The following is a 21,897-nucleotide window of genomic DNA, read 5'->3' as shown; positions in this document are numbered from 1 at the left end:
TCGACGACCGGAGGCCGGCCACCCCGTGGGGTGGCCGGCCTCCGGCGTCCTCGGTGGCGACCCGCCCGTCGCACGTCCGGGCTGGTGGCGTCGCCGCAGGGCACAATCGACGCCATGCCCTCCCCGCGCCGTCCCGTGCCGCCGAGCGGCCCGGGTCGCCGCCCGGCGTCGCCCCGGCCGGCACCCGCGACGCCCGCGGCGGGCACGCCCGCGACGGGGACGCCGTCGGCGCGCGCGGCGACGCGGCCCGTGGCCCCGCGCTCGGGTCAGGTTCCGCGCGTCGGTGGTCCGCCCAGCGGGTCCCGTCCGTCCGCACGGCCGGGGGCGTCGTCCCGACCCGCGTCCCGCGGCCAGGCGTCGACGCCGCCCCGCGGCACGCCGCGCGCCGAGCGCGTGCAGGTGCGCCCGCCGCGGCTCTTCACCGTGCGGGTCCTCGTCTTCTCGCTCGTGCTGCTGCTCGCGTTCGTCCTCGTCTACCCGACGCTGCACTCCTACCTCCAGCAGCAGCAGGAGCTCGCCGAGCTGCGCGCGCAGGTCGCCGCGGCCGAGCAGCGCAACGGCGACCTCGAGGCCGAGAAGGGCCGGTGGGACGACCCGGCGTACGTCGCCGCGCAGGCGCGCGAGCGCCTGTCGTTCGTGCTGCCGGGGGAGAAGGCGTTCCGCGTGCTCGACCCCGAGACGGTGCCGGACACGCCTGCCGTCGACCCGGGGCCGTCGTCGACCGTGCTCGACGAGAGCGCGACGCAGCCCTGGTACACGTCCGTCTGGCAGTCGGTCGAGATCGCCGGGACCGCGCCGAGCCAGGAGCGGCCGGCGACGACCGAGCAGCCCACGACGCCGGCCGGCGGCGACCAGCCGGCGCCGACGCCGTAGTCGCAGCGGCCACGCACCGCGGTACGGCGACGGGTGGTCGGCGGGGGAGAATGCGTGCCGAGGGCGCCGCGCCGGCGCCCGGACATCGTCCCCGACCCGATCGGACCGTCGTGACCCCGACCGCCGCCACCGCCGTGACCGACCAGGACCTCGTCGTGCTGGCCGAGCAGCTCGGCCGCCCCCCGCGCGGCGTCGTCGGGATCGCCGCGCGCTGCGTGTGCGGACGCCCGCTCGTCGTGCGCACGGCACCCCGGCTCGACGACGGCACGCCGTTCCCGACGACGTACTACCTCACGTGCCCGCCCGCGGTCGCGGCCGTGAGCACGCTCGAGGCGTCAGGGCTCATGAAGGAGCTCACCGCGCGGCTCGCCGAGGACGAGGAGCTCGCGGCGGCCTACCGGCGCGCCCACGAGGCGTACCTCGCGGACCGCGAGGAGCTCGGGCACGTCGAGGAGATCGCCGGGATCTCCGCGGGCGGGATGCCGACCCGCGTGAAGTGCCTGCACGTGCTGGCGGGGCACGCGCTCGCGGCCGGTCCGGGCGTCAACCCGATCGGCGACGAGGTGCTGGCCCTGGTGCGCGACGAGTGGCGCCCGGACCGCTGCACCTGCTGACCGCGCGACCGGGCTCCGACGGCGCGAGGTGCCGCGTGACGGATGGGAGGATGTGCCGGTGACGCGTGTGGCTGCCATCGACTGCGGGACCAACTCCATCCGGCTCCTGGTGGCCGACGTCGACCCCGGCGCCGGGACGCTGGTCGACCTGGACCGGCGCATGGAGGTCGTGCGGCTCGGCCAGGGCGTCGACCGCACCGGCCGGATCGCCCCGGAGGCGCTCGCCCGCACGCTCGACGCGGCCCGCCGGTACGCGGACGTGTGCGACGACCTGGGCGTCGAGGCGGTGCGGTTCGTCGCGACGTCCGCGTCGCGCGACGCGGAGAACCGTGCGGACTTCGTCGACGGCGTGCGGTCGCTGCTCGGCGTCGAGCCCGAGGTCGTCGGCGGCGAGGAGGAGGCCGCGCTGTCGTTCCGGGGCGCGACGGGCGTCCTCGCAGCGACGCATCCCGGGCCGTTCCTCGTGGTCGACCTCGGTGGCGGCTCGACCGAGCTCGTGCTCGGCACCACGGCGCCGGAGGCGGCGTACTCGATGGACGTCGGCTGCGTCCGGCTCACCGAGCGGCACCTGCTGTCCGACCCGCCGACGGTCGACGAGGTCGCCGGTGCGCGCGCCGACGTCGCCGCCGCGCTCGACGTGGCCGCGGGCGTCGTGCCGCTCGGCAAGACCGTGACGCTCGTCGGGCTCGCGGGGTCGGTCACGACGGTGACCGCGCACGCGCTCGGGCTCGACCGCTACCGGCCCGAGCGCATCGACGGGGCCGTCCTGCCCGTCGGAACCGTGCTCGCGGCGTGCGACGACCTGCTCGGGCGGACGCGCGAGGAGCGCGCGGGACTGGGCTTCATGCACCCCGGTCGGGTCGACGTCATCGGCGCGGGTGCGCTCGTCTGGCACGACGTGGTGACCCGCGTGCGCGACGAGGTCGCGGCGGCCGGCGGTGAGCTCACGGAGGTCGTGACGTCGGAGCACGACATCCTCGATGGCATCGCCTGGAGCGCCGTCCCCGCCTGACCGGCGCCGCGCACCCCCGCTCGTGCGACACGCGCGGAAACCGGCCTACTAGTGCGCACTGTGTACTAGTGTGCGCCGTGCGGGAGCCTGGAGGGAGGCTCCCGCACCAGGACATGACGGCCCCGCGCCACGGGCGCCGCGACCGGACGGAGGCGGCCGATGGACACGACCCAGCTGCTCAAGGGGGTGCTCGACCTCGCGGTGCTCGCGGTCGTCGCCGACGAGGACGGGTACGGGTACGACGTCGTCCGCCGGCTGCGCGCCGCGGGCATCGAGGAGGTCGGCGACGCGTCGGTGTACGGCACGCTGCGCCGGCTGTACTCGTCGGGAGCGCTCACCTCCTACGTCGTCCCGAGCGACGAGGGGCCGCACCGCAAGTACTACGGGATCAACGCCCAGGGCCGGGCGATGCTCGAGGCCCAGCGCAAGGACTGGCAGGAGTTCGCGGGCACCATGGCCCGGCTGCTGGACACGGACGTCCCGGGCGCAGCGCGGGGCCGGAAGGGATCGCGATGAGCACGCAGGCCGTCACCTCGGACGTCGCGAAGTACGCGGCAGCAGTCCGCCAGCATCTCGCGGGTCTGACCGCCGAGCAGGTCGACGACCTGACCGACGACCTCGAGCTCGACCTCCAGGACGCCCTCGACGACGAGCGCCGGGTCGGCCACGGTCGCACCCTGGCCGACCTGCTCGGGACGCCCGAGGCGTACGCGACCGAGCTGCGCACCGCCGCGGGCCTCGACGCACCCGTGGCCCCGCGCACGCGTCGGCCCGTCCGCGACGCGCTCACGTGGCCGGTCCGCCGGGGCCGCGAGCTCGGGCGCCGGGTCCTCGCGACGCTCCGGCAGCACGCGTGGTGGTCGCCCGTCGAGTCGTTCGCGGTGGCCCTGCGGCCCGTCTGGTGGGTCGCGCGCGCGTGGGTCGTGTACGTCCTGGTCGTCGCGCTCGTCGTCGGCGGCTACCAGTGGGTCCCGCACACGGCCTGGACGTGGCTGCTGCTCGGCGCCGCCGTGGTCGCGAGCGTCCAGTGGGGACGCGGGTCGTGGGTCGCGTCCCGGCGGACCCGGTGGATGCCCCTCGTCGCGAACGCCGTCGCGGTCGTCGCGGTCCTGCCCGTCCTGTCGACGATGCAGGACGACGTCCGGACCGCCCGCTGGTACCCGACGGCGTCGGGCGGCACCGCCGTCGAGTTCCGCGACCAGGTGGTCGACGGCGTCGTCGTGGACGGCATGCAGGTGAGCAACCTGTTCGTCTACGACGCCGAGGGCAACCCGCTGACCGACGTGCAGATCTTCGACGACCGCGGCCGGCCCGTGCGCACGACGTTCGACGAGGGCTGGGAGCCGTGGACCCTCCCGGGCGTCGACGAGCCGTGGCAGTTCGTCGGCGCGACGGCCGAGGACGGTCGCACCCGGTGGAACGTCTACCCGCTCCGCGGCGGCCCGACGTCGCAGTTCGGGTACGACGACGACGGCGGCCGCATGGTGCTGAACGCCGGGGTCCGCGCGGACCTCCCGCCGCTGCCGTTCGCGAAGGCGCCCGCCGTCGAGGTGCCCGCGGCGCAGAGCGCGACGTCGTCGGGCGGGACCGTCGTCGCCGACGGTGAGGACGGCGCCGCCGACGCGGGGGCCGACGCCGGGACGCCGTCGCCGCAGCCCACCGGTCCGGCCGCGAGCGCCACGTCGGGGCCCTGACGCCCTGCCGCGCGCCCCACCGCACGCCACGGGCACGACCCGCCGGGCCCGGTGTTCGCACGGCACCTCGACGACGCGTCGCCCCAGGTGGGAGCATGCGGGGCGTGCCGGACCGCACCGTGCGACGGACGACCTCGGCGTCCGCCCTTCCCGTGTCCCGCCGCGACGTGCTGCGGCTCGGCGGGGGAGCGCTCGCGCTCGGCGCGCTCGCCGCGTGCACGCCCGACGCCGGCACCCCGTCGCCGGGCGCGAGCGCGACGCCGACCTGGACCCCGCCCGCGTCGCCGATGCGGCTCCCGGACGGGTTCGTGCTCGGCGCGGCCACGTCGGCGTTCCAGGTCGAGGGCTCGACGACCGCCGACGGTCGCGGCAGGTCGATCTGGGACACGTTCGCCGCACAGCCGGGGAACGTCCGCGGCGGTGCGACGGGCGACCCGGCCGCGGACCACTACCGCCGGTGGGAGCAGGACGTCGACCTCATGGCCGAGCTCGGGCTCGACGGGTACCGGTTCTCGGTCGCGTGGCCCCGCATCCAGCCGACGGGTTCCGGACCGGTCAACCCGGCGGGCGTCGACTTCTACCGCCGCCTCGTCGACCGGTTGCTCGAGCGCGGCATCGAGCCCGCGGTGACGCTGTACCACTGGGACCTGCCGCAGCCGCTGCAGGACCGCGGCGGGTGGGCGGCGCGCGACACGGCCTCCCGGTTCGCGGACTACGCGGCGCTCGTCTTCGACGCGCTGCCCGACGTCACCGGCCCGTGGCTCACGATCAACGAGCCGAAGACCACCGCGTACGTCGGCTACGGCAGCGGGTACCACGCGCCGGGCATCAGGGACGTCGACCAGATGGTCGCCGCCGTGCACCACCAGCTCCTCGGGCACGGGCTCGCGGTGCGGGCCTTCCGTGCCTCGGGCGCGTCGGGGCGGGTGGGCATCGCGCTCAACCTCCAGCCCGTCTACCCGGCGGGTGAGGGCGCGCACGAGGCGGCCGTGCGCGCCGACGCCGTCGAGAACCGGCTGTTCCTCGACCCGGTGCTGCGCGGCGCCTACCCCGACGACGCGCTCGGCGACCTGCCCGGCCAGATCCCGGCCGACCCCGCGGTGCTCGACGCGCTCGTGCAGGACGGCGACCTCGCGACGACCAGCGAGCCGCTCGACGTGCTCGCGATCCAGTACTACGGCGTGACCGGCGTCGACAGCAGCGGGCAGAACGTGCAGCTGTACCCGACGTCGGACGCGCCGTGGCAGCAGATCCACCCGGAGGGGATGTACGAGACGCTCGTCCGCGTCCGGGACGACTACCCGACCGCGCCCGCGCTGGTCGTCACCGAGAACGGCATCCCCGACCGCACGCCCGACGGGACGACCGACGACGCCGAACGTGTCGAGTTCCTGCGCGCGCACCTCCAGCAGGTCGCGCGGGCCGCGGACGACGGCGTCGACGTGCAGGCGTACTACGCGTGGTCGCTGCTGGACAACTTCGAGTGGGCCGAGGGCCTGGACCAGCGCTGGGGGCTCGTGCACGTCGACTTCGCGACGCAGGAGCGCACCCCGAAGGCGAGCGCGCGGTGGTACGCCGGTGTCGTCGCGCAGCGCGCCGTCCCGCCCGCCTGACCGACCTCGGGCGGCGTCGCGGATCCTCGACGCGCCGCCTGAGACCAGGCTCACAGCCGTTTCCCAGCCCCTGTGCGCAGCGTCACCGTCCACCGGTCGCCGTGGTTCGACAGTCGCGGATACCGTGGAGATATGGCTACGTCTGTCCAGACCCCGGTCGACGCCGCACCCGCGGCCGGTGCGGTCGTCCCCCGTGGCAAGCCCCGCAAGGTCCCGCGCGTCGTGATCCTCGGCGGCGGCTCGGTCGGTCTCACGACCGCCCGCCGTCTGCGCAAGCGGCTCGGCAAGCGCGAGGCCGCGATCGTCGTCGTGGACCCGCGCCCCTACATGACGTACGCGCCGTTCCTGCCCGAGGCCGCGGCCGGCTCGATCGACGCGCGCAACGTCGTCGCACCGCACCGTCGCGCGCTCAAGGGCGTCGACGTGCTCCAGGGCAAGGTGTCGCAGATCCACCACGCCGAGCGCACGGTCGAGATCACGCCCGAGGAGGGCGAGCCGTACTGGATCACGTACGACCACCTGGTCGTCGGGCTCGGCTCGGTCGCCCGCACGCTGCCCATCCCGGGCCTCGCGGAGCAGGGCATCGGCTTCAAGAACGTGGAGGAGGCCATCGCGGTCCGCAACCACGTGCTGAACCGCATCGACGTCGCCTCCAGCACGTGGGACCCCGAGCTCCGCAAGAAGATGCTGACGTTCGTCTTCGTCGGCGGCGGGTTCGCCGGCATCGAGGCGCTCGCCGAGGTCGAGGACATGGCGCGCTACTCGGTGCGCCACTACAACCAGATCGAGCAGGACGAGCTGCGGTTCGTGCTCGTCGAGGGCTCGCCGCGCATCCTCCCCGAGGTCAGCGAGGAGCTCGGCGGCTACACGCTCGAGCAGCTGCGCAAGCGCGACATCGAGATCTTCCTCTCGACGTTCCTCAACTCGTGCGTCGACGGCCACGTCGTCCTGTCCAACGGCCAGGAGTTCGACGCCGAGACGATCATCTGGACCGCGGGCGTCAAGGCGAACCCCGTCCTGCAGCAGTCCGACCTGCCGCTGGACAAGATGGGCCGCGTCACCTGCAACGAGTTCCTCCAGGTCGTGGACGCCGACGGGACGGTCGTCGCGGACGCGTACGCCGCGGGCGACTGCGCCGCGGTGCCGGACCTGTTCAACCCGGGCGCCTTCTGCCCGCCGAACGCGCAGCACGCCGTCCGTGAGGGCAAGCACCTCGGCGACAACCTCGCGCGCGTGCTCCGGTCGGCCGAGCTGACCGAGTACAAGCACAAGAACATCGGCGCCGTCGCGTCCCTCGGCATGTACAAGGGCGTCGCGCAGATGTTCGGCAAGATCAAGGTCCGCGGTGTGCTGGCCTGGTTCCTGCACCGCACGTACCACGTCTACGCGATGCCGACGATCAACCGGAAGCTGCGGATCATGGCCGGCTGGACCGGCTCGATCCTGCTGCGCCGCGAGGTCGTCGCGCTGGGCTCGGTGCACGACCCGCGCGCCGAGTTCCGTGCCGCCGCCGTCCCGCCGAAGCCGCGCGCGGTCGACACCGCCGCCCTGCCGCCGCAGAAGGCCGAGGCCGGCTCGCCCGCCGAGAAGCAGCAGGCGACGGGCAGCGGTCAGGCCGCGAAGAGCGCGAGCTGACGCACCGCACGACGGACGCCCGACGAGGCCCGGTCCCCCAGGGGGCCGGGCCTCGTCGCGTCAGGCGTCGGCAGTCTCCCGGCGGTGAGCCGATCGTGCCGCCTCCTCGACCTCGACCTCGTCGAGCCACGCCGCCAGCGCGGCCGCCGTCGCCCGCGGCTGGTCGAGGTGCACGTTGTGCCCGGCCGCGTCGAGCACGACGTACGACGCACGCGGGTAGTGGTCGAGGCGACGCCCCGCGTCCGCGTACCCGACGACGTGGTCCTGCCGCCCGCACAGCACGAGCGTCGGCGCGGTGAACGGCTCGGGCGACGCGTCCTCGGGCTCGACGTCGAACGGGTACCGCGCCCGCAGCGTGGCGAGCGCGTCCTGGTCGGCGCCGTCCTCGCCGGGCTGCACGAACCGCCGGTACGCGTCGAGTCCCGCCGCGGACTCGACGACCGCCATCGCCCGGTAGCCGGTCACGACCGCGGCGTCGACCCCCGCGAGCGCGGCCGGGTCCTCACGCAGGACGGCCCGCGGCGGCAGCACGCGCGCGTCGACGTCCCCGGCCCAGAGACCGGCGACCGTCGCGAGCCCGATCACCTGGTCGCGCAGGTCGTGCGCGAGACGCCGCGCCATCATCCCGCCGTACGAGCTGCCGACGACCGCGAACGGCTCGTCGCCCAGCCGGTCCCGGACCGTGTCCCGCAGCGCCGTCGCGACGTCCTCGCTGCTGCGGATGCTCCCCAGCGGCGTCCGGGCGGTCCACGGCAGCGAGACGTAGAGGCGCCGCCAGCGGCCGTGCCCGGCGAGCACCGGGTCGAGCGGCAGCATGATCCGGTGGTCGACGCCGAACCCGTGGATCATGACGACGGGTGTCCCGGCTCCGCGCTCCTCGATGTGCACGCGCCGGACCCTAGACGCGACCACCGACAGCCGCGGTCGGGGCGCTGGCAGGATGAGCGTGCACGTCGACGGCCGCAGCGCGCGGCCGGTCGCACGCCGCCCCCGTAGCCCAATCGGCAGAGGCAGCCGGCTTAAACCCGGCCCAGTCCGGGTTCGAGCCCCGGCGGGGGCACGACGCGGTCCCGGCCCGACCGGTGCCCGGCCCGGGCTCCGACCCCGAGCTGTCGGGCCCCGTCCCACGGTCGTGCACCCGGCCGACGATCACCCTTCCGGGTGACGGCACACGGAACCGCCTCGGCCGAGCGGCTGCCGCCACTACGTTGTGCGCCGACCGTCCCGGGCCCCCGGGGCTCAGCCGAGGAGGCCCTGCGTGTCCAGCGACTTCGTCCCGTCCGCCCCGCCCGTCCAGCCGCCGGCCGTCGCGCCGAACGGCAACGTCGGACGCGGCGCCCTCTTCGCGCTCGCGACCATCCCGGTCGGCGTCGCCGCCTGGGTCGTGCTGTGGGGCTTCGGGTTCATCGCGTCGCTGGTGGCAGCGCTGGTCGCGTTCCTCGCCGTGCGGCTGTACGTCCTCGGTGCGGGCCGGCTGAGCCGCCCCGGCGCGCTCGTCGTGCTGGCCGTCACCGTCGTGACGCTCGCGCTGGCGTTCGTCGGCGGCATCGCGTGGGACGCCGCGGTCGCGGTGAGCGAGGACAGCGGCATGAGCACGTGGGACGCGCTCGTCGAGCCCGGGTTCTGGTCGTGGTTCTGGTCGATCCTGCCCGAGGTCCTGCCCGAGTACGGCGGCGACCTCGCCTGGGCCGTCGGCTTCGGCGCGCTCGGCTCGTTCGCGACGCTGCGCGGCGCCTGGTCGGCGTCCGCCGCCGAGCAGCCCGTCGTCACCGAGCCCGCGCCTCCGGCGCCCGACGCGCCGACGACCGCCGGCACGCCGGACTGACCCGGGGGCCGCGCCCGGCTTCCCATTTCCGCTGCGCGGGCCCTAGCGTCCGCGCATGGAGAGCGCGCCGCGGACGGTCGAGGTGTTCGGCGACGACGACGTCCCGGAGTCGGTGACGTGGCAGGCCGTGACCCTCATGCGCAGCGAGTGGCCCTCGCTCTTCGCGGCCGGCCTGCGCTGGATCACGCGGCCGTTCGAGGAGGACGTCGCGCCGCGGTACGTGGTCGTCCGGCACGGCGAGGTGGTGATGTCGCACGCGGTGGTGCTGGACGTGCCCGCCGACGTGCACCGCACGGGCCTGCGGGTCGCCGGTGTCGCGAGCGTCCTCACGTCGCCGCCGTACCGCGGCGAGGGCCACGCGACGGCGGTGCTGCGGGCGGCGGGCGGCCTGGTCGACGAGGGCGGCTTCGACGTCGCCGGCCTGTTCTGCGCGCCCGCCCTCGAGCCGTTCTACGCGCGGGCCGGCTGGTCGGTCTGCCCCGGCGGCACGGTCGAGGACGACGCCGACCACGCGAGCACGGACCTGCGCATGATGCGGTTCCTCAGCCCTGCCGGGCGCGCGGCCGAGCGGCGGCTGCGCGAGGAGCCGCTGCACGTCGGGTGGTGCTGGTAGCCGCACCACACCGCGCCCGCACCACGCCACGCCGCGCCACGGTCCCGCGACCGAGGCGGGGCGACGTGCCGTCGGGCGACCCGGGACCAACGGCCGCGGCGCTCGGCTCGTCCGCCGAGGACCGTGGGGACATGACAGCGATCGTGGTGTTCGAGTCGATGTTCGGCGGCACCCAGGCCGTCGCGGAGTCCGTCGCGGCGGGCATCGCCTCGTGCGGGCTGCCGACCGACGTCGTCGAGGTCGGGCGCGTCGTAGGCGACGGCGAGCGCGCGCCGTGGTGGCCGGACGACGTCCTTCTTCTCGTCGTGGGGGGCCCGACGCACCGCCGGGGCCTGAGCACCGGGGAGACGCGGGCGAGCGCGCGGGAGCACGGTGAGGTCGTGTCCGCGCTGACGGGGCTCGACCGGTGGCTCGCGTCGGCGCGCGCGGTCCGCGAGCTGCCCGTCGCGGCGTTCGACACCGCGTGGGGGACGCCGGACGGCGGGGCGGCCTCGGCCGTCATCGCGGAGCGGCTGCTCGCGCTGCACGGGCGGCTGGTCGCGCCGCCGGAGACGTTCCGCGTCGTGGGCACCGCGGGCGGGCCGTCCGCCGGCGAGGTCGACCGCGCGTGGGAGTGGGGCCGCCACCTCGTCTCGACCGTCCGCTGACGGGACGACCGACGCGCCGGGTCAGCGCGAGGCGGCGTCGTACGTCTGACCCGCGGCGCGCAGCCGCTCGACCAGGACGTCGCCCAGCCCGGCCGCCGGCGTGAGGGAACCCGCGCGGTCGGGCAGCCGGTGCTCATCGAGCGCGAGCGCGAGGGCCGCCTCGCCCAGCATCACGGCCGTGGCGGCGTAGCCGGGGTCCCCGTCGCCGGCGACGACGGCGCGGTAGTGCCGGCCGTCCTCGGTCCGCGCCGCGAGGTCCATGCGGAACCAGCCGGTCGCGCGGGTCGCCTCGTCCGGCCCGGCGCCCGCGGGGCGCGCACGACGCACGAGCGCGCGCACCGGCGGCACGGCGAGCGCGGCGGCGGCGACGCCGAGGCCCGCGGTGACGCCCAGCGCCGCCACGCCGCCGCGCACGCCGCGCCCGACGCCCATCGCCTCGGCGTACCGCAGGTCCCGCCCGTACGCCCAGCCCTGCAGGGCGTTGCTGCGCCGCACGACGCGCGTGTTGAACGACGCCATCGGGAACGGGGCGGTCCACCGCCCGTCCCGCAGGACGCGCACGGGCTGCACGTCGGGCGGCTGGACCGTCGGGGGTTCCGCCCGCCGGTCGGGGCTGAGGGCGTACGGGTCGGCGAGGAGGCGGCGCACGGCCGACGACCGTGCCGCCTGCTCGACGATGCCCAGGACCGAGTCGACGGTGCCGCCGCTGACCCCGCCGCGAGCGCGTGCGAGCAGCCGGACGTCCCGCAGGGGACCCGCACCGTCCGCCGCCGCGTGCCGGTGCAGGAGCAGCACGCCCAGGTCGGACGGGACCGAGTCGTACCCGCACGCGTGCACGACACGCGCACCGGTCGCCCGCGCCGTCGCGTCGAAGCGGTCGGCGGCCGCGCGCACGAACGGCGCCTCGCCCGTCAGGTCGGCGTAGTGCGTCCCGGCACGTGCGCACGCCTTGACGAGCGGGAGGCCGTGGCGCGCGTACGGTCCGACCGTCGTGACGACGACCCGCGCCGACGCCGCGAGGCGTGCGAGCGCCGCGTCGTCGCGGGAGTCCGCGACGACGAGCGGCCAGTCGTGCGCCGACGGGGGCAGCGCGTCGCGGACCTCCGCGAGCCGGTCGGCGGACCGGCCCGCCAGCGCGACCCGCGTCCCCGCCGGCGCGTGCTCCGCGAGGTGCCGGGCGACGAGCCTGCCGACGAACCCGGTGGCGCCCAGCAGGGCGACGTCGTGCTCGCGCCCCGTGCTCACGGCTCCGCCACGACCGCGGTCAGCAGCGCCACGACCTGCGCGTGGCGGACCAGGAACGCGCCCTCGTCGAGACGCTTGCGCCGCATCCACGTGGTCACCTCGGCGTTGCACTTGCTCGCGTTGCACGCGCGGCACGCGGGGACGACGTTGCCGAGCGTGTAGCGCCCGCCGCGCGAGATCGGCAGCACGCAGTCGCGCTGCAGGTCGCCCGTCGTGGCACCGCAGTACGCGCAGCCCGCCCACGCGTCGCGCAGCGCCGTCCAGTCGGCCGCGGTGAGGTCGTGGTCGACCTGCGCGAGTCGTCGGCGTCGGCGCCGGTCCGCGCGGACGCGCCGGGTGCTGCGGGTGGTGGCCATCGTGTCGACCCTACGAGCCGCCGCGGCGCGCAGCGGTGCGACATCCCGTGCCGTGCGCGGATCCCGCGCCCGGCGACGGGGCGCGACGGGAGCCCGGCGTCGGCGGAGCCGGACGACGGCGCGGCCCGACGGCGTGCGACAGCGACGGCCTCCCCGGCGGGGTGCCTCAGGCAAGACCCGCCGCGACCTCCGCCTGCTCGATGTCGGCGAGCCACGCGCGCTTGCCGGCGCGCCAGCCCTCGTCGTCGGTGCCGAGCCGCCAGTACCCGGACACGGAGAGCTGGTCGCGGGTCACGCCGCGGTCGGTGCGCAGGTGGCGGCGCAGCTCGCGGACCGCACCGGCCTCGCCGTGCAGGAACGCGCTCACGGGTGCCGGCAGGGACGGCAGGGCGAGCACGGCCTCGACGAGCGCGACGCCGGGGACCCCGAGCCCGCTGTGCACCCACAGCACCCGGACCCCGGCGGGCGCGGCGAGGGGCAGCTCGTCCTGGGGGTCGTGGACCTCGACGACGACGTGCCCGACGGCGTCCGCGGGGAGCCGCTCGAGCGCCACGGCGATCGCGGGCAGCGCGCTCGCGTCGCCGATGAGCAGGTGGGACGCGGCGGCGGGGTCGGGTGACCAGGCACCGCCCGGGCCGATGATCAGCACCTCGTCGCCGCGCTCGGCGGTCGCCGCCCACGGCCCGGCGACGCCCTCGTCGCCGTGCACGACGAAGTCGAGCGTGAGCTCGCGCGTCGCGGGGTCGAACGCGCGCACGGTGTAGGAGCGCAGGCGCGGCGCGTCGGCGGGGTCGAGCGCGGCGCGCACGGCGTCGAGATCGAGGCGACCGTCGTCGCGCCGGGGTCGGTGCCCGTCGGCGGCGGGCGGGAGGAAGACGAGCTTGACGTAGGAGTCGGCGTGCGGCGACGGCTCGAACGCGTCGAGCCCGGGCCCGCCGACGACGACCCGCACGAACGACGGCGAGAGGCGCTCGGTGCGCAGCACCTCGGCGACGAGCGGGGCGGGACGGGGACGAGCGGGCGCGTCGGTCACCGGGTCACCGTAGTCGCCGCGCGCGAGGGCCGTCGGACCGCTCCGCGGCGCGCGTCCACGAGCCGCTCGGCCCCGGCGACGTCGACGCGTGCGCGAGCAGCCGGCGTCGGCGTCCGCGGGGGCGTACGCCGGCGCGCGTCCGCGCCGGCCCGGCGTCAGCGGTCCTCCGCGGCGCGGTCGAGGTCGTGGTCGAGGTCGGCGTTCAGCCGGATGAGCGCGTCGGCGAGCGCGCGGCGGTCCTCGGGGGACCAGCGTCGCAGGATCTCGTCGTACACCTCCGCGCGGACGGCGCGCGTGCGGGCGAGCGCCTGCTCGCCGGCGGGTGTCGCGGCGACCACCGCGCGGCGGCCGTCGGTGCTGTCGCGCCCGCGGGTGACGTAGCCGTCCTCCTCCATCGCGAGGACCTGCCGCGTCACGGTCGACGCGTCGAGCCGGAGGCGGTTCGCGAGGTCGTTGATGCCCGACGGGCCCGCGACGGTGAGGTGGCGCAGCGCGATGTAGGCGGACCGGTCGAGGGTGCCCTCGAGGCGGCTGCTGCGGCGCCGGTTGCGGTCGGCGAGGCGGAGGAGGAGGGCGACCTGCTCCTCGACGTCGGGGACGGCGTCGTCCATGACGGCGGCTCCTTCACTAGATAGATGTATGATACAGATAATCCCACCGACACTCGTCTACCTGAGGATCCGCATGGCCTCCCGCCACCCTGAACCGCACCGCACCGCCATCTACGCCACCGCCCTCACCGCGTTCTTCGCGATCGCCGGCATCGCGATCGTCGACCCGATCCTGCCCGCGATCGGTGCCGCGATGGGAGCCACGACCTGGCAGGTCGAGCTCCTCTTCACCGCGTACATCGCCGTCATGGCCCTCGGCATGATCCCCGCCGTCCTGCTCACGGGGAAGTTCGGCTACAAGAAGATCCTCGCGACGGGCGTCAGCATCGTCGCGGTCGCCGCCGTCGCCGCGTCGCTGACCGGCGGGATCGGCGCCCTCGCCGCGCTGCGCGGCCTGTGGGGTCTCGGCAACGCCATGTTCTTCGCGACCGCGATGGTGCTGCTCGTGTCGCTCGCGCAGGACCGCGAGTGGGTCGTCGAGCTCTTCGAGACGTGCGTCGGGCTGGGCTTCGCCGTGGGCCCGCTGCTGGGCGGGCTGCTCGGCCAGATCTCGTGGCGCGTGCCGTTCCTGCTGTGCGGCCTCTTCATGCTCGTCGCGCTCACGCTCTCGGTGACGCGGCTCAAGGACCCCGCCGAGCCGCCCGCGCCGCTGCGCCTCGGCCAGGTGTTCACGCCGTTCCGCCGGCCGGCGTTCGTCGCGCTGTCCGTCGTCACCGCGACCTACAACTTCGTGTTCTTCGTCGTGCTCGGCTACACGCCCGTGTTCCTCGGCCTCGACGTCGTCCCGCTCGGGCTCGTCTTCACCGCGTGGGGCATCGGCCTCGCCGTCGGCATCCTCGTCGTCGGGCACCGGCTCGCGCACCGCCTGGGCGCCGTGCAGACCGTCGGGCTCGCCGTCGTCGTGCTCCTGCTCGCGCTGGTCGGTCTCGCCACGTCCCGCGGCACCGCGCAGTCGGTCGTCGTGCTCGTCGTCGCCGGCGTCGCCATGGGCATCGCCAACGCCAACCTCACGGACCTCGCGCTCGCGACCGGCTCGCCCGACCGCCGTGTCACGACCGGTGCGTTCAACCTCGTCCGCTGGGGCTTCGCCGCACCCGCGCCCGTCGTCGCGGGCCTGCTCGCCGAGCACGCGAGCCCGACGTCGCCGTTCTGGGTCGGGGTCGCGGTGCTCGGCGCAGGCGTCGTCGCCTTCCTCGCCACGGCCCACGTCATGGCGCGCAGCGTCGGCGAGCGCGTCCTGTGGTCCCGGTGGGACCGCGGTGCACGCGCGGTCGAGGGCACGCCCGAGGAGGCGCTCGGCGAGGTCGTCTGACCTCACACGCGCTCAGGGGCCAGCAGCCGGGTGCCGAGCGCGTCGACGCTCGACGCCACGTCCGACAGGACGACGACGCCGCGCCGCGCGGCACGGTCGAGGCCGACGAACGACGCGAACCCGCCCGTCATGCCGTTGTGCCACGTCGTCGTGCCGTCGTCCGTCGAGCGGGTCAGCCAGAACAGGCCGACCCGCTCGGTCGCGTCGAGGTCGGCGCGCGGGTCCAGCGCCCACGCGCCCGGCGCCGACCCGTCGAGCAGCGCCGCGAGCAGCACCGCGAGGTCGGCGGTCGTCGACCGGACGCCGCCGGCGGGTGCGAACCCGTCCATGGTCCAGGGCTCCTGCGGGCGGCCGCGGCGGCTGGTCCCGGGCTCCATCGGGTCGTCGGCGCGGGCCGCGGCGGGCGTCGTCGTCGCCCCCATCCCGAGCGGCCCCGTGACGCGGTCGGCCAGCAGCTGCGCGTAGGTCGTCCCCACGCGCGCCGCGAGGGCCTGCCCGACGAGCGCCGCGCCGAGGTTGGAGTACTGCGGGGTCGGCGTCGTCGCGAGCGGTGTGCGCGCGGCGGCGGCGAGCAGCGCCGGGACGTCGATGCCGTCGTACGGGTTGCGTCCGGTCAGCGACGCCCGGGTGCCCCGCAGCAGGAGGCGCGGGTCGGCGGGCAGCCGGGGGAGCCGGCCCGCGTGCGCCGCGGCGTCGCCCAGCCGCACGCCCGCCACGGCACCGCCGCCGAGGTCGAGGTGCTCGCCGAGCCGGTCGTCGAGCGTCACCTCGCCCCGGTCGACGGCGTCGGCCAGCAGCAGCCCGGTCAGCGCCTTCGTCACCGAGCCGATCTCGAAGACCGTGCGCTCGTCCGCGCCGAACCCCGCGAACGTCACGTGACCGTCCTCCACGAGCGCGACCGCCAGGCGGTGCGCCCGCAGGCCCGGGAGTGCGTCGCGCACCGCGGACCCCAGCGCGAGGTCACCCGTCATCCCGGTCGCGAGCACCGGGCGCCGTGCCCTCGCCGCGAGGACGGTCACCGCGGCCATGAGCGCGAGCACGACGACGGCCAGCACGACGGCAGCCGGGACGGGCCCCTCCGCCTGCGGCACGGCGATCATCTCGGTCAACGCGGGGACCTCCGGGGAGGGGCGGGGTGGGAACGCGACGGGCGCGCCACCGCTGCGTCGGGCCGAGGCTCGAGAGTCGGGGGTGCGCCCGTGCGGGGTGGTGCCGTCGTCGCGCTCGAGGACGCGACGACGGCACCGTGGGGAATCAGACGTCGCGTCGCTTCATGAGCACCGCGGCGATCGTCAGCAGCACGGCCACCCACGCCACGAGGACGCCGTAGCCCTGCCAGGCGGTGAGGTTCGCACCGTGCTCGGACATCGAGTTGACCATGTCGACCGTCATGTCGGTCTGCGTGATCTTCGACCCCGCCGTCGCCGGCAGGAAGGGGCTCACGTACTGCAGCGGCTCCCACGGGATCGCCGCGACGACGTTCTCGACGACGAGCAGCAGCGCGAGGATCGTCGCGAGCGCCGCGGCCGAGTGGCGCAGCAGCGCACCGATCGCGAACGCGAACGCGGCGATCGTCGCGAGGTACAGCGCGCACCCGCCGAGGACCCGCAGCACCTGCGGCTCGGAGAGCTGCGGGGCGAGGTCGACGCGCGAGAGGAACAGGTACGCGACCGCGTAGCCGAGCGCGACCGCGACGGCCGCGACGACGAGGATCGTCGCGGTCAGCACCGCGAGCTTGGACCAGAGCACGGGCGTGCGGCGCGGCGCCGCGGCGACGCTCGACCGGATCATGCCGGTCGTGTACTCGCCCGAGATCGCGAGCACGCCGAGCACGACGACCGCGATGGACGCCATCTGCACCGCGGGCAGGAACGGCGTGAGGCTGAGGTCGATGGCCTCGGTGCCCGAGGGGGCGTCGTCGATCTGGGTCGACATGACGCCCGCGACGGCGGCGACGAGGCCGACCATCACGACGACCGTCATCGCGAGGGTCCAGATGGTCGAGCGGACGGTCCAGAGCTTGATCCACTCGGCGCGCAGCAGGTGCCCGAAGGTCACCCGGTACGGGCTCGCCGTCGCCGGCTTGGCCGGGGTGGTGGGGGAGAGGGTCGCGGTGCTCATGCGGACTGCTCCTGGGCGGTCGTGGCCGTGCCGGGCACGGTGGCGGAGTGGTACTCGACGGCGTCCTGCGTGAGGCTCATGTATGCGTCCTCGAGGGACCCGGTGACGGGCGTGAGCTCGTGCAGGACGATGCGCGCGGCGGCCGCGGCCTCGCCGACGCCCTCGGACGTCGCCCCCAGCACCTCGAGCACACCGGGCTCGACGGCGGTCACGGTGACCTCCGGCCCGCTCAGGAGCTCGGCGAGCTGCGTCGCCTGCGGCGAGCGGACCCGCACCGTCGAGCGCGTCGCACGGGCGACGACGTCGGACACCGGGCCGTCGGCGATGATCCGCCCCTTGCCGATGACGACGAGGTGGTCGGCCGTGAGGGCCATCTCGCTCATGAGGTGCGACGACAGGAACACCGTGCGCCCCTCGGAGGCGAGGTACTTCACGAGGTTGCGGACCCAGAGCACACCCTCGGGGTCGAGGCCGTTGACGGGCTCGTCGAGGATGAGCGTGCGCGGGTCGCCGAGGAGCGCCGCCGCGATGCCGAGGCGCTGCCCCATGCCGAGCGAGAACCCGCCGACCCGACGCTTCGCCACACCGTCGAGGCCCGTCATGCCGATGACCTCGGTGACGCGCTTCTCGGGGATGCCGTGCGTCGCCGCGAGCGCCCGCAGGTGGTTGCGCGCCGAGCGGCCCGTGTGGACGGCCTTCGCCTCCAGGAGCGCACCGACCTCGGTGAGCGGCGACCGGTGCTGCGCGTACGGACGGCCGTTGACCGTGACCGTCCCGTGCGTGGGGCGGTCGAGGCCCACGATCATGCGCATCGTCGTCGACTTACCCGCGCCGTTCGGGCCCAGGAAGCCCGTCACCTTGCCGGGCTGGACCGTGAACGAGATGTCGTTCACCGCGGTCTTGCTGCCGTATCTCTTGGTCAGGCCCTGTGCCTCGATCATCGTCTTTCCTCAAGTCGGGAACGGTGTGGCCGTGCTCGACCCTAGGCCCGTGCGACGAGGCCGGTCATCAGTCGGAAGACCTGAGATCCAGGTCAGGGTCACCCTGAGGTCGGATCAGGGTCGCGGACCTGCTCCCTCCTTGGAACGATCTGGGGACGACCGACGTTCCGTACGATGAATGCCCGGTTCACGCCGGGACCGACCGCTCGACCCGATGACCCACCGCCTGCCCAAGCCGTCCCGGAGGACGCCATGAGCAACCCCGTCTTCAGCAACAGTCCCGTGTTCGGGGACCCGAACGACCGGCGCAACCGCGCGCGCGCCCAGGCGGGCGCCGGCAGCGGCGCCATGGCGACCCAGACGATCGACGCGGTGACGCTCGACAAGATGTACGAGGCGCCGTCCGCCACGGCGCGCGACACCGGCCGCCTCACCTACGACGACGTCATCATCAAGACGGCGGGCCTGTTCGCGATGCTCGTGGTGAGCGCGGCGATCACGTGGACGCTCGTGCCGGGCCTGTGGGTCGTCGGCGCGGTCGTCGGTCTCGTGCTCGGCCTCGTCAACGCGTTCAAGCGCGAGCCCAGCCCGGTCCTGATCTCGCTGTACGCCGTCGCGCAGGGTGTGTTCCTCGGCGGCATCAGCCTCTACTTCGAGCAGCGCTGGCCGGGCCTGGTCGTGCAGGCCGTGCTCGCGACGTTCGCGGTGTTCGCCGCGTCGCTGTTCCTGTTCCGCTCGGGCCGCGTGCGCGTCACGCCGAAGTTCACGCGCTGGCTGATCCTGGCGCTCGTCGGCTACCTGGTCTTCTCGCTGGTCAACGTCGTCCTCATGTTCTTCAACGTGGGCGGCGGCGAGTTCGGCCCGCTGCGCAGCGGCTGGATCGGCGTGGCCGTCGGCCTGCTCGCCGTCGGTCTCGCGGCCGCGAGCCTCATCGTCGACTTCGACTCGATCAAGCGCGGCGTCGAGGCGGGCGCCCCCCGCAAGCTCGCGTGGTCGGCCGCCTTCGGCCTGGTCGTCACGCTGGTGTGGCTCTACCTCGAGCTGCTCCGCCTGCTCGCGATCCTGCGCGGCGACTGATTCCGGGTCGTCGCCCGCGACGACCGCACGCACGACCTGACCGGCCGGTAGCGCACCTCTCGCGCTACCGGCCGGTAACGTCGTGTCGGTGAAGTACGCCGAGCACATCTCCGAGCTGGTCGGCGGCACGCCGCTCGTCCGGCTGTCGTCGGTCACCGCGGGCCTGACCGCCACGATCCTGGCGAAGGTCGAGTACATGAACCCCGGCGGGTCCGTGAAGGACCGCATCGCGCTCAAGATGGTCGAGGCCGCCGAGGCGAGCGGTGAGCTCCGCCCGGGCGGGACGATCGTCGAGCCGACCTCCGGCAACACGGGCGTCGGGCTCGCGCTCGTCGCGCAGCGCAAGGGCTACCGCTGCGTGTTCGTCTGCCCCGACAAGGTGAGCCAGGACAAGCGCGACGTGCTGCGCGCGTACGGCGCCGAGGTCGTCGTGACGCCCACCGCGGTCCCGCCCGACCACCCGGACTCGTACTACTCGGTCTCCGACCGGCTCACGCGCGAGATCGAGGGCGCCTGGAAGCCCAACCAGTACGCGAACCCGAACGGCCCGGCGAGCCACTACGAGTCGACCGGCCCGGAGATCTGGGCCGACACCGACGGGCGCATCACGCACCTCGTCACGGGCGTCGGCACGGGCGGCACCATCACGGGCACCGGCCGCTACCTCCACGACGTGTCCGCGGACCGGCCCGAGGCCGACGGCGGCCGCGTCGTCGTCATCGGCGCCGACCCCGCCGGCTCGGTCTACTCGGGCGGCGACGGGCGGCCGTACCTGGTCGAGGGCGTCGGCGAGGACTTCTGGCCCGCGGCGTACGACCCCAGCGTCCCGGACGAGATCATCGCCGTGTCCGACGCCGACTCGTTCGCGATGACGCGCCGCCTCGCGCGCGAGGAGGGGCTGCTCGTCGGCGGGTCGTGCGGGATGGCCGTCGAGGCGACGCTGCGGTACGCCCGCGACCTCCAGGAGCGCGACCCCGAGGCCGCGGCGCGGGCCGTGATCGTCGTGATCCTGCCCGACAGCGGGCGCGGGTACCTGTCGAAGATCTTCAACGACTCCTGGATGCGGTCGTACGGGTTCCTCGCCGACGACGAGGGCGCGACCGTCGCCGACGTGCTGCGCACCAAGACGGGCTCGCTGCCCGACCTCGTGCACACGCACCCGACGGAGACCGTGCGCGACGCGATCGAGATCCTGCACGAGTACGGCGTCTCGCAGATGCCCGTCGTCGGGGCCGAGCCGCCCGTCAAGGTCGGCGAGGTCGCCGGGTCCGTGAGCGAGCGGGACCTGCTCGACGCGGTCTTCTCCGGCGCCGCGGCGCTGTCCGACCGGGTCGACCGGCACATGTCGGCGCCGTTCCCGCTCATCGGGTCGGGGGAGTCCGTGCAGGACGCGCGCGAGGCCCTCCAGAAGGCCGACGCGCTCATGGTCGTCGACGACGGCGCGCCCGTCGGCGTCCTCACCCGCCACGACCTCCTGGGCTACCTGGCCCGCTGACGACGCGGGACCCGACGCGCGGTCGACGGACGTGCGGGGAGGCGGTTTCCTGACCGCGGGGCGGGCGGGGTAGCGTCCCGACGTGCGCCGTGCGCGGCGCGCTGCACGTCCGCACGTCATCGCCGAAGGAGCACGATGGCCCTGTTCGACCTGCCCCTGCCCGAGCTCGAGCGGTACCTCCCCGAGCTCGACGAGCCCGCCGACCTCGACGACTTCTGGGCGACCACGCTCGCCGAGGCCCGCCGCCACGAGGTGCTGGTCGACGTGACGCGGACCGACGCCGGCCTCCGCCTGGTCGACGTCGACGACCTGACCTTCGCGGGCTTCGACGGCCAGCCGGTGCGTGCGTGGGTGACCCGCCCGGCGGGCAGCGCGGAGTCGGGCGAGCTCCTGCCCGCGGTGGTCGAGTACATCGGCTACGGCGGCGGTCGCGGGTTCGCGCACGAGCGGCTCGCGTGGGCGACGGCGGGCTTCGTGCACGTCGTCATGGACACGCGCGGGCAGGGCTCGGCGTGGGGCAACGGCGGCCACACGCCGGACCCCGTGGGGTCGGGTCCGGCGTCGCCCGGCGTCATGACGCGCGGCATCCACGACCCCGAGCAGCACTACTACCGCCGTCTCATGACGGACGCGGTGCGCGCGGTCGACGCGGTGCGTGCGCTGCCCGGGGTCGACCGGGAGCGCGTCACGGTCGCGGGCATCAGCCAGGGCGGCGGGGTCGCGCTCGCGGCGGCGGGCCTGTCCGACGAGCTCGCGGCGGCCATGCCCGACGTGCCGTTCCTGTGCCACTACCGGCGGGCGGTCGACATCACCGACGCGTTCCCGTACGGCGAGCTCGTGCAGTACCTCGCGGTGCACCGCGGCGCCGAGGAGCGCGTGTTCCGCACCCTGGCGTACTTCGACGGCGTGCACCTGGCCCGCCGGGCGACCGCGCCCGCGCTGTTCTCCGTCGCGCTGCGGGACATGACGTGCCCGCCGTCGACGGTGTTCGCCGCGTACAACCACTACGCGGGTCTGACCGGCGACCGGCCGCGGACCGACATCGAGGTCTACACCTTCAACCAGCACGAGGGCGGCCAGGCGCACCAGCTCGAGCGCCAGCTCCGGTGGCTGCCGTCGGTGCTGTCCGTGGCGGAGGGTGCGGTGGCGGGTGCGGCTGCGCTCTGACCCGGACCCGCCG

At 75.2% G+C, this 21,897-nt stretch carries 22 protein-coding genes and 1 tRNA gene; 15 read left to right on the top strand and 8 right to left on the bottom strand.

The genetic code is table 11. The annotated features are described in order from the left end of the window. Positions 1 to 114 precede the first annotated feature (114 nt). The 7 genes from OMK64_RS00705 to OMK64_RS00675 all read left to right on the top strand — a co-directional run bounded on the left by OMK64_RS00705 (position 115) and on the right by OMK64_RS00675 (position 7,441). On the top strand, positions 115 to 873 hold the full coding sequence (locus OMK64_RS00705) for an FtsB family cell division protein (RefSeq protein ID WP_272726031.1): 759 nt from the start codon (positions 115 to 117) through the stop codon (positions 871 to 873). Between the two features lie 110 nt (positions 874 to 983). Beyond that, complete coding sequence (locus tag OMK64_RS00700) at positions 984 to 1,487, top strand: DUF501 domain-containing protein (RefSeq protein ID WP_272726030.1); 504 nt, start codon at positions 984 to 986, stop codon at positions 1,485 to 1,487. 58 nt (positions 1,488 to 1,545) lie between these two features. Continuing rightward, positions 1,546 to 2,499: a Ppx/GppA phosphatase family protein gene (locus OMK64_RS00695; RefSeq protein ID WP_272726029.1), complete on the top strand. Its 954-nt coding sequence runs from the start codon at positions 1,546 to 1,548 to the stop codon at positions 2,497 to 2,499. Positions 2,500 to 2,658: 159 nt separating this feature from the next. Continuing rightward, on the top strand, positions 2,659 to 3,015 hold the full coding sequence (locus OMK64_RS00690) for a PadR family transcriptional regulator (RefSeq protein ID WP_168679737.1): 357 nt from the start codon (positions 2,659 to 2,661) through the stop codon (positions 3,013 to 3,015). Further along, the gene (locus OMK64_RS00685; protein WP_272726028.1) at positions 3,012 to 4,193 is read left to right on the top strand and encodes a hypothetical protein; all 1,182 of its coding nucleotides are present in this window, start codon (positions 3,012 to 3,014) and stop codon (positions 4,191 to 4,193) included. Before OMK64_RS00690 ends, OMK64_RS00685 begins: the two co-directional genes overlap by 4 nt. A gap of 104 nt (positions 4,194 to 4,297) precedes the next feature. Further along, positions 4,298 to 5,806 carry a GH1 family beta-glucosidase gene (locus OMK64_RS00680; RefSeq protein ID WP_272726027.1) on the top strand — a complete coding sequence of 503 codons (1,509 nt, stop codon included), beginning with the start codon at positions 4,298 to 4,300 and terminating at the stop codon, positions 5,804 to 5,806. Positions 5,807 to 5,938: 132 nt separating this feature from the next. Next, positions 5,939 to 7,441 carry an NAD(P)/FAD-dependent oxidoreductase gene (locus tag OMK64_RS00675; protein ID WP_272726026.1) on the top strand — a complete coding sequence of 501 codons (1,503 nt, stop codon included), beginning with the start codon at positions 5,939 to 5,941 and terminating at the stop codon, positions 7,439 to 7,441. Positions 7,442 to 7,501: 60 nt separating this feature from the next. On the opposite strand, the gene OMK64_RS00670 is transcribed toward OMK64_RS00675, so the two are convergent. Beyond that, positions 7,502 to 8,329 carry an alpha/beta fold hydrolase gene (locus tag OMK64_RS00670; protein WP_272726025.1) on the bottom strand — a complete coding sequence of 276 codons (828 nt, stop codon included), beginning with the start codon at positions 8,327 to 8,329 and terminating at the stop codon, positions 7,502 to 7,504. A 98-nt stretch (positions 8,330 to 8,427) separates the two neighbouring features. Between OMK64_RS00670 and OMK64_RS00665 the strand changes: the two genes are divergently transcribed. From OMK64_RS00665 to OMK64_RS00650, 4 genes are all read left to right on the top strand, one after another. Beyond that, positions 8,428 to 8,501, top strand: a tRNA-Leu gene (locus OMK64_RS00665). A 198-nt stretch (positions 8,502 to 8,699) separates the two neighbouring features. Beyond that, positions 8,700 to 9,266, top strand: a complete 567-nt coding sequence (locus OMK64_RS00660) for a hypothetical protein (protein ID WP_272726024.1) — start codon at positions 8,700 to 8,702, stop codon at positions 9,264 to 9,266. Between the two features lie 55 nt (positions 9,267 to 9,321). Then, positions 9,322 to 9,879 carry a GNAT family N-acetyltransferase gene (locus OMK64_RS00655; protein WP_272726023.1) on the top strand — a complete coding sequence of 186 codons (558 nt, stop codon included), beginning with the start codon at positions 9,322 to 9,324 and terminating at the stop codon, positions 9,877 to 9,879. A 131-nt stretch (positions 9,880 to 10,010) separates the two neighbouring features. Then, positions 10,011 to 10,526, top strand: coding sequence for a flavodoxin family protein (locus tag OMK64_RS00650; protein ID WP_272726022.1), 516 nt, complete (start codon positions 10,011 to 10,013; stop codon positions 10,524 to 10,526). Between the two features lie 21 nt (positions 10,527 to 10,547). On the opposite strand, the gene OMK64_RS00645 is transcribed toward OMK64_RS00650, so the two are convergent. The 4 genes from OMK64_RS00645 to OMK64_RS00630 form a co-directional block, all read right to left on the bottom strand. Beyond that, a complete protein-coding gene (locus OMK64_RS00645; protein WP_272726021.1) occupies positions 10,548 to 11,771 on the bottom strand; it encodes a saccharopine dehydrogenase family protein in 1,224 nt (407 codons plus the stop codon). Further along, a complete protein-coding gene (locus tag OMK64_RS00640) occupies positions 11,768 to 12,127 on the bottom strand; it encodes an HNH endonuclease (protein WP_272726020.1) in 360 nt (119 codons plus the stop codon). The genes OMK64_RS00645 and OMK64_RS00640 overlap by 4 nt, the downstream gene beginning before the upstream one ends. A gap of 166 nt (positions 12,128 to 12,293) precedes the next feature. After that, entirely contained in the window at positions 12,294 to 13,160 is an 867-nt protein-coding gene (locus tag OMK64_RS00635; protein WP_272726019.1) for a siderophore-interacting protein, read from the bottom strand. A 155-nt stretch (positions 13,161 to 13,315) separates the two neighbouring features. Beyond that, positions 13,316 to 13,771: a MarR family winged helix-turn-helix transcriptional regulator gene (locus tag OMK64_RS00630; protein WP_272726018.1), complete on the bottom strand. Its 456-nt coding sequence runs from the start codon at positions 13,769 to 13,771 to the stop codon at positions 13,316 to 13,318. Positions 13,772 to 13,844: 73 nt separating this feature from the next. On the opposite strand from OMK64_RS00630, the gene OMK64_RS00625 reads away from it, so the two are divergent. Continuing rightward, entirely contained in the window at positions 13,845 to 15,083 is a 1,239-nt protein-coding gene (locus OMK64_RS00625; RefSeq protein ID WP_272726017.1) for an MFS transporter, read from the top strand. A 2-nt stretch (positions 15,084 to 15,085) separates the two neighbouring features. Here the strand turns inward: OMK64_RS00625 and OMK64_RS00620 are convergent, their stop codons facing one another. The 3 genes from OMK64_RS00620 to OMK64_RS00610 form a co-directional block, all read right to left on the bottom strand. Then, a complete protein-coding gene (locus tag OMK64_RS00620; protein WP_272726090.1) occupies positions 15,086 to 16,183 on the bottom strand; it encodes a serine hydrolase domain-containing protein in 1,098 nt (365 codons plus the stop codon). Positions 16,184 to 16,337: 154 nt separating this feature from the next. Continuing rightward, positions 16,338 to 17,204, bottom strand: coding sequence for an ABC transporter permease subunit (locus OMK64_RS00615; protein ID WP_272726016.1), 867 nt, complete (start codon positions 17,202 to 17,204; stop codon positions 16,338 to 16,340). Beyond that, positions 17,201 to 18,145 (bottom strand): ABC transporter ATP-binding protein, encoded by a 945-nt coding sequence (locus OMK64_RS00610; protein WP_272726015.1) that lies wholly within the window; start codon positions 18,143 to 18,145, stop codon positions 17,201 to 17,203. The genes OMK64_RS00615 and OMK64_RS00610 overlap by 4 nt, the downstream gene beginning before the upstream one ends. Before the next feature lie 252 nt (positions 18,146 to 18,397). Between OMK64_RS00610 and OMK64_RS00605 the strand changes: the two genes are divergently transcribed. The 3 genes from OMK64_RS00605 to OMK64_RS00595 all read left to right on the top strand — a co-directional run bounded on the left by OMK64_RS00605 (position 18,398) and on the right by OMK64_RS00595 (position 21,884). Then, entirely contained in the window at positions 18,398 to 19,222 is an 825-nt protein-coding gene (locus tag OMK64_RS00605; RefSeq protein WP_272726014.1) for a Bax inhibitor-1/YccA family protein, read from the top strand. A gap of 88 nt (positions 19,223 to 19,310) precedes the next feature. Beyond that, a complete protein-coding gene (locus OMK64_RS00600) occupies positions 19,311 to 20,717 on the top strand; it encodes a cystathionine beta-synthase (protein ID WP_272726013.1) in 1,407 nt (468 codons plus the stop codon). 135 nt (positions 20,718 to 20,852) lie between these two features. Continuing rightward, positions 20,853 to 21,884 (top strand): acetylxylan esterase, encoded by a 1,032-nt coding sequence (locus OMK64_RS00595; RefSeq protein ID WP_272726012.1) that lies wholly within the window; start codon positions 20,853 to 20,855, stop codon positions 21,882 to 21,884. Positions 21,885 to 21,897: the final 13 nt, after the last annotated feature.

The organism is Cellulomonas fimi, assembly GCF_028527925.1.
Taxonomy (GTDB): Bacteria; Actinomycetota; Actinomycetes; order Actinomycetales; family Cellulomonadaceae; genus Cellulomonas; species Cellulomonas fimi_C.
Note: the sequence above shows the minus strand (reverse complement) of the source record. Positions and strands in the feature narration are given on the sequence as shown.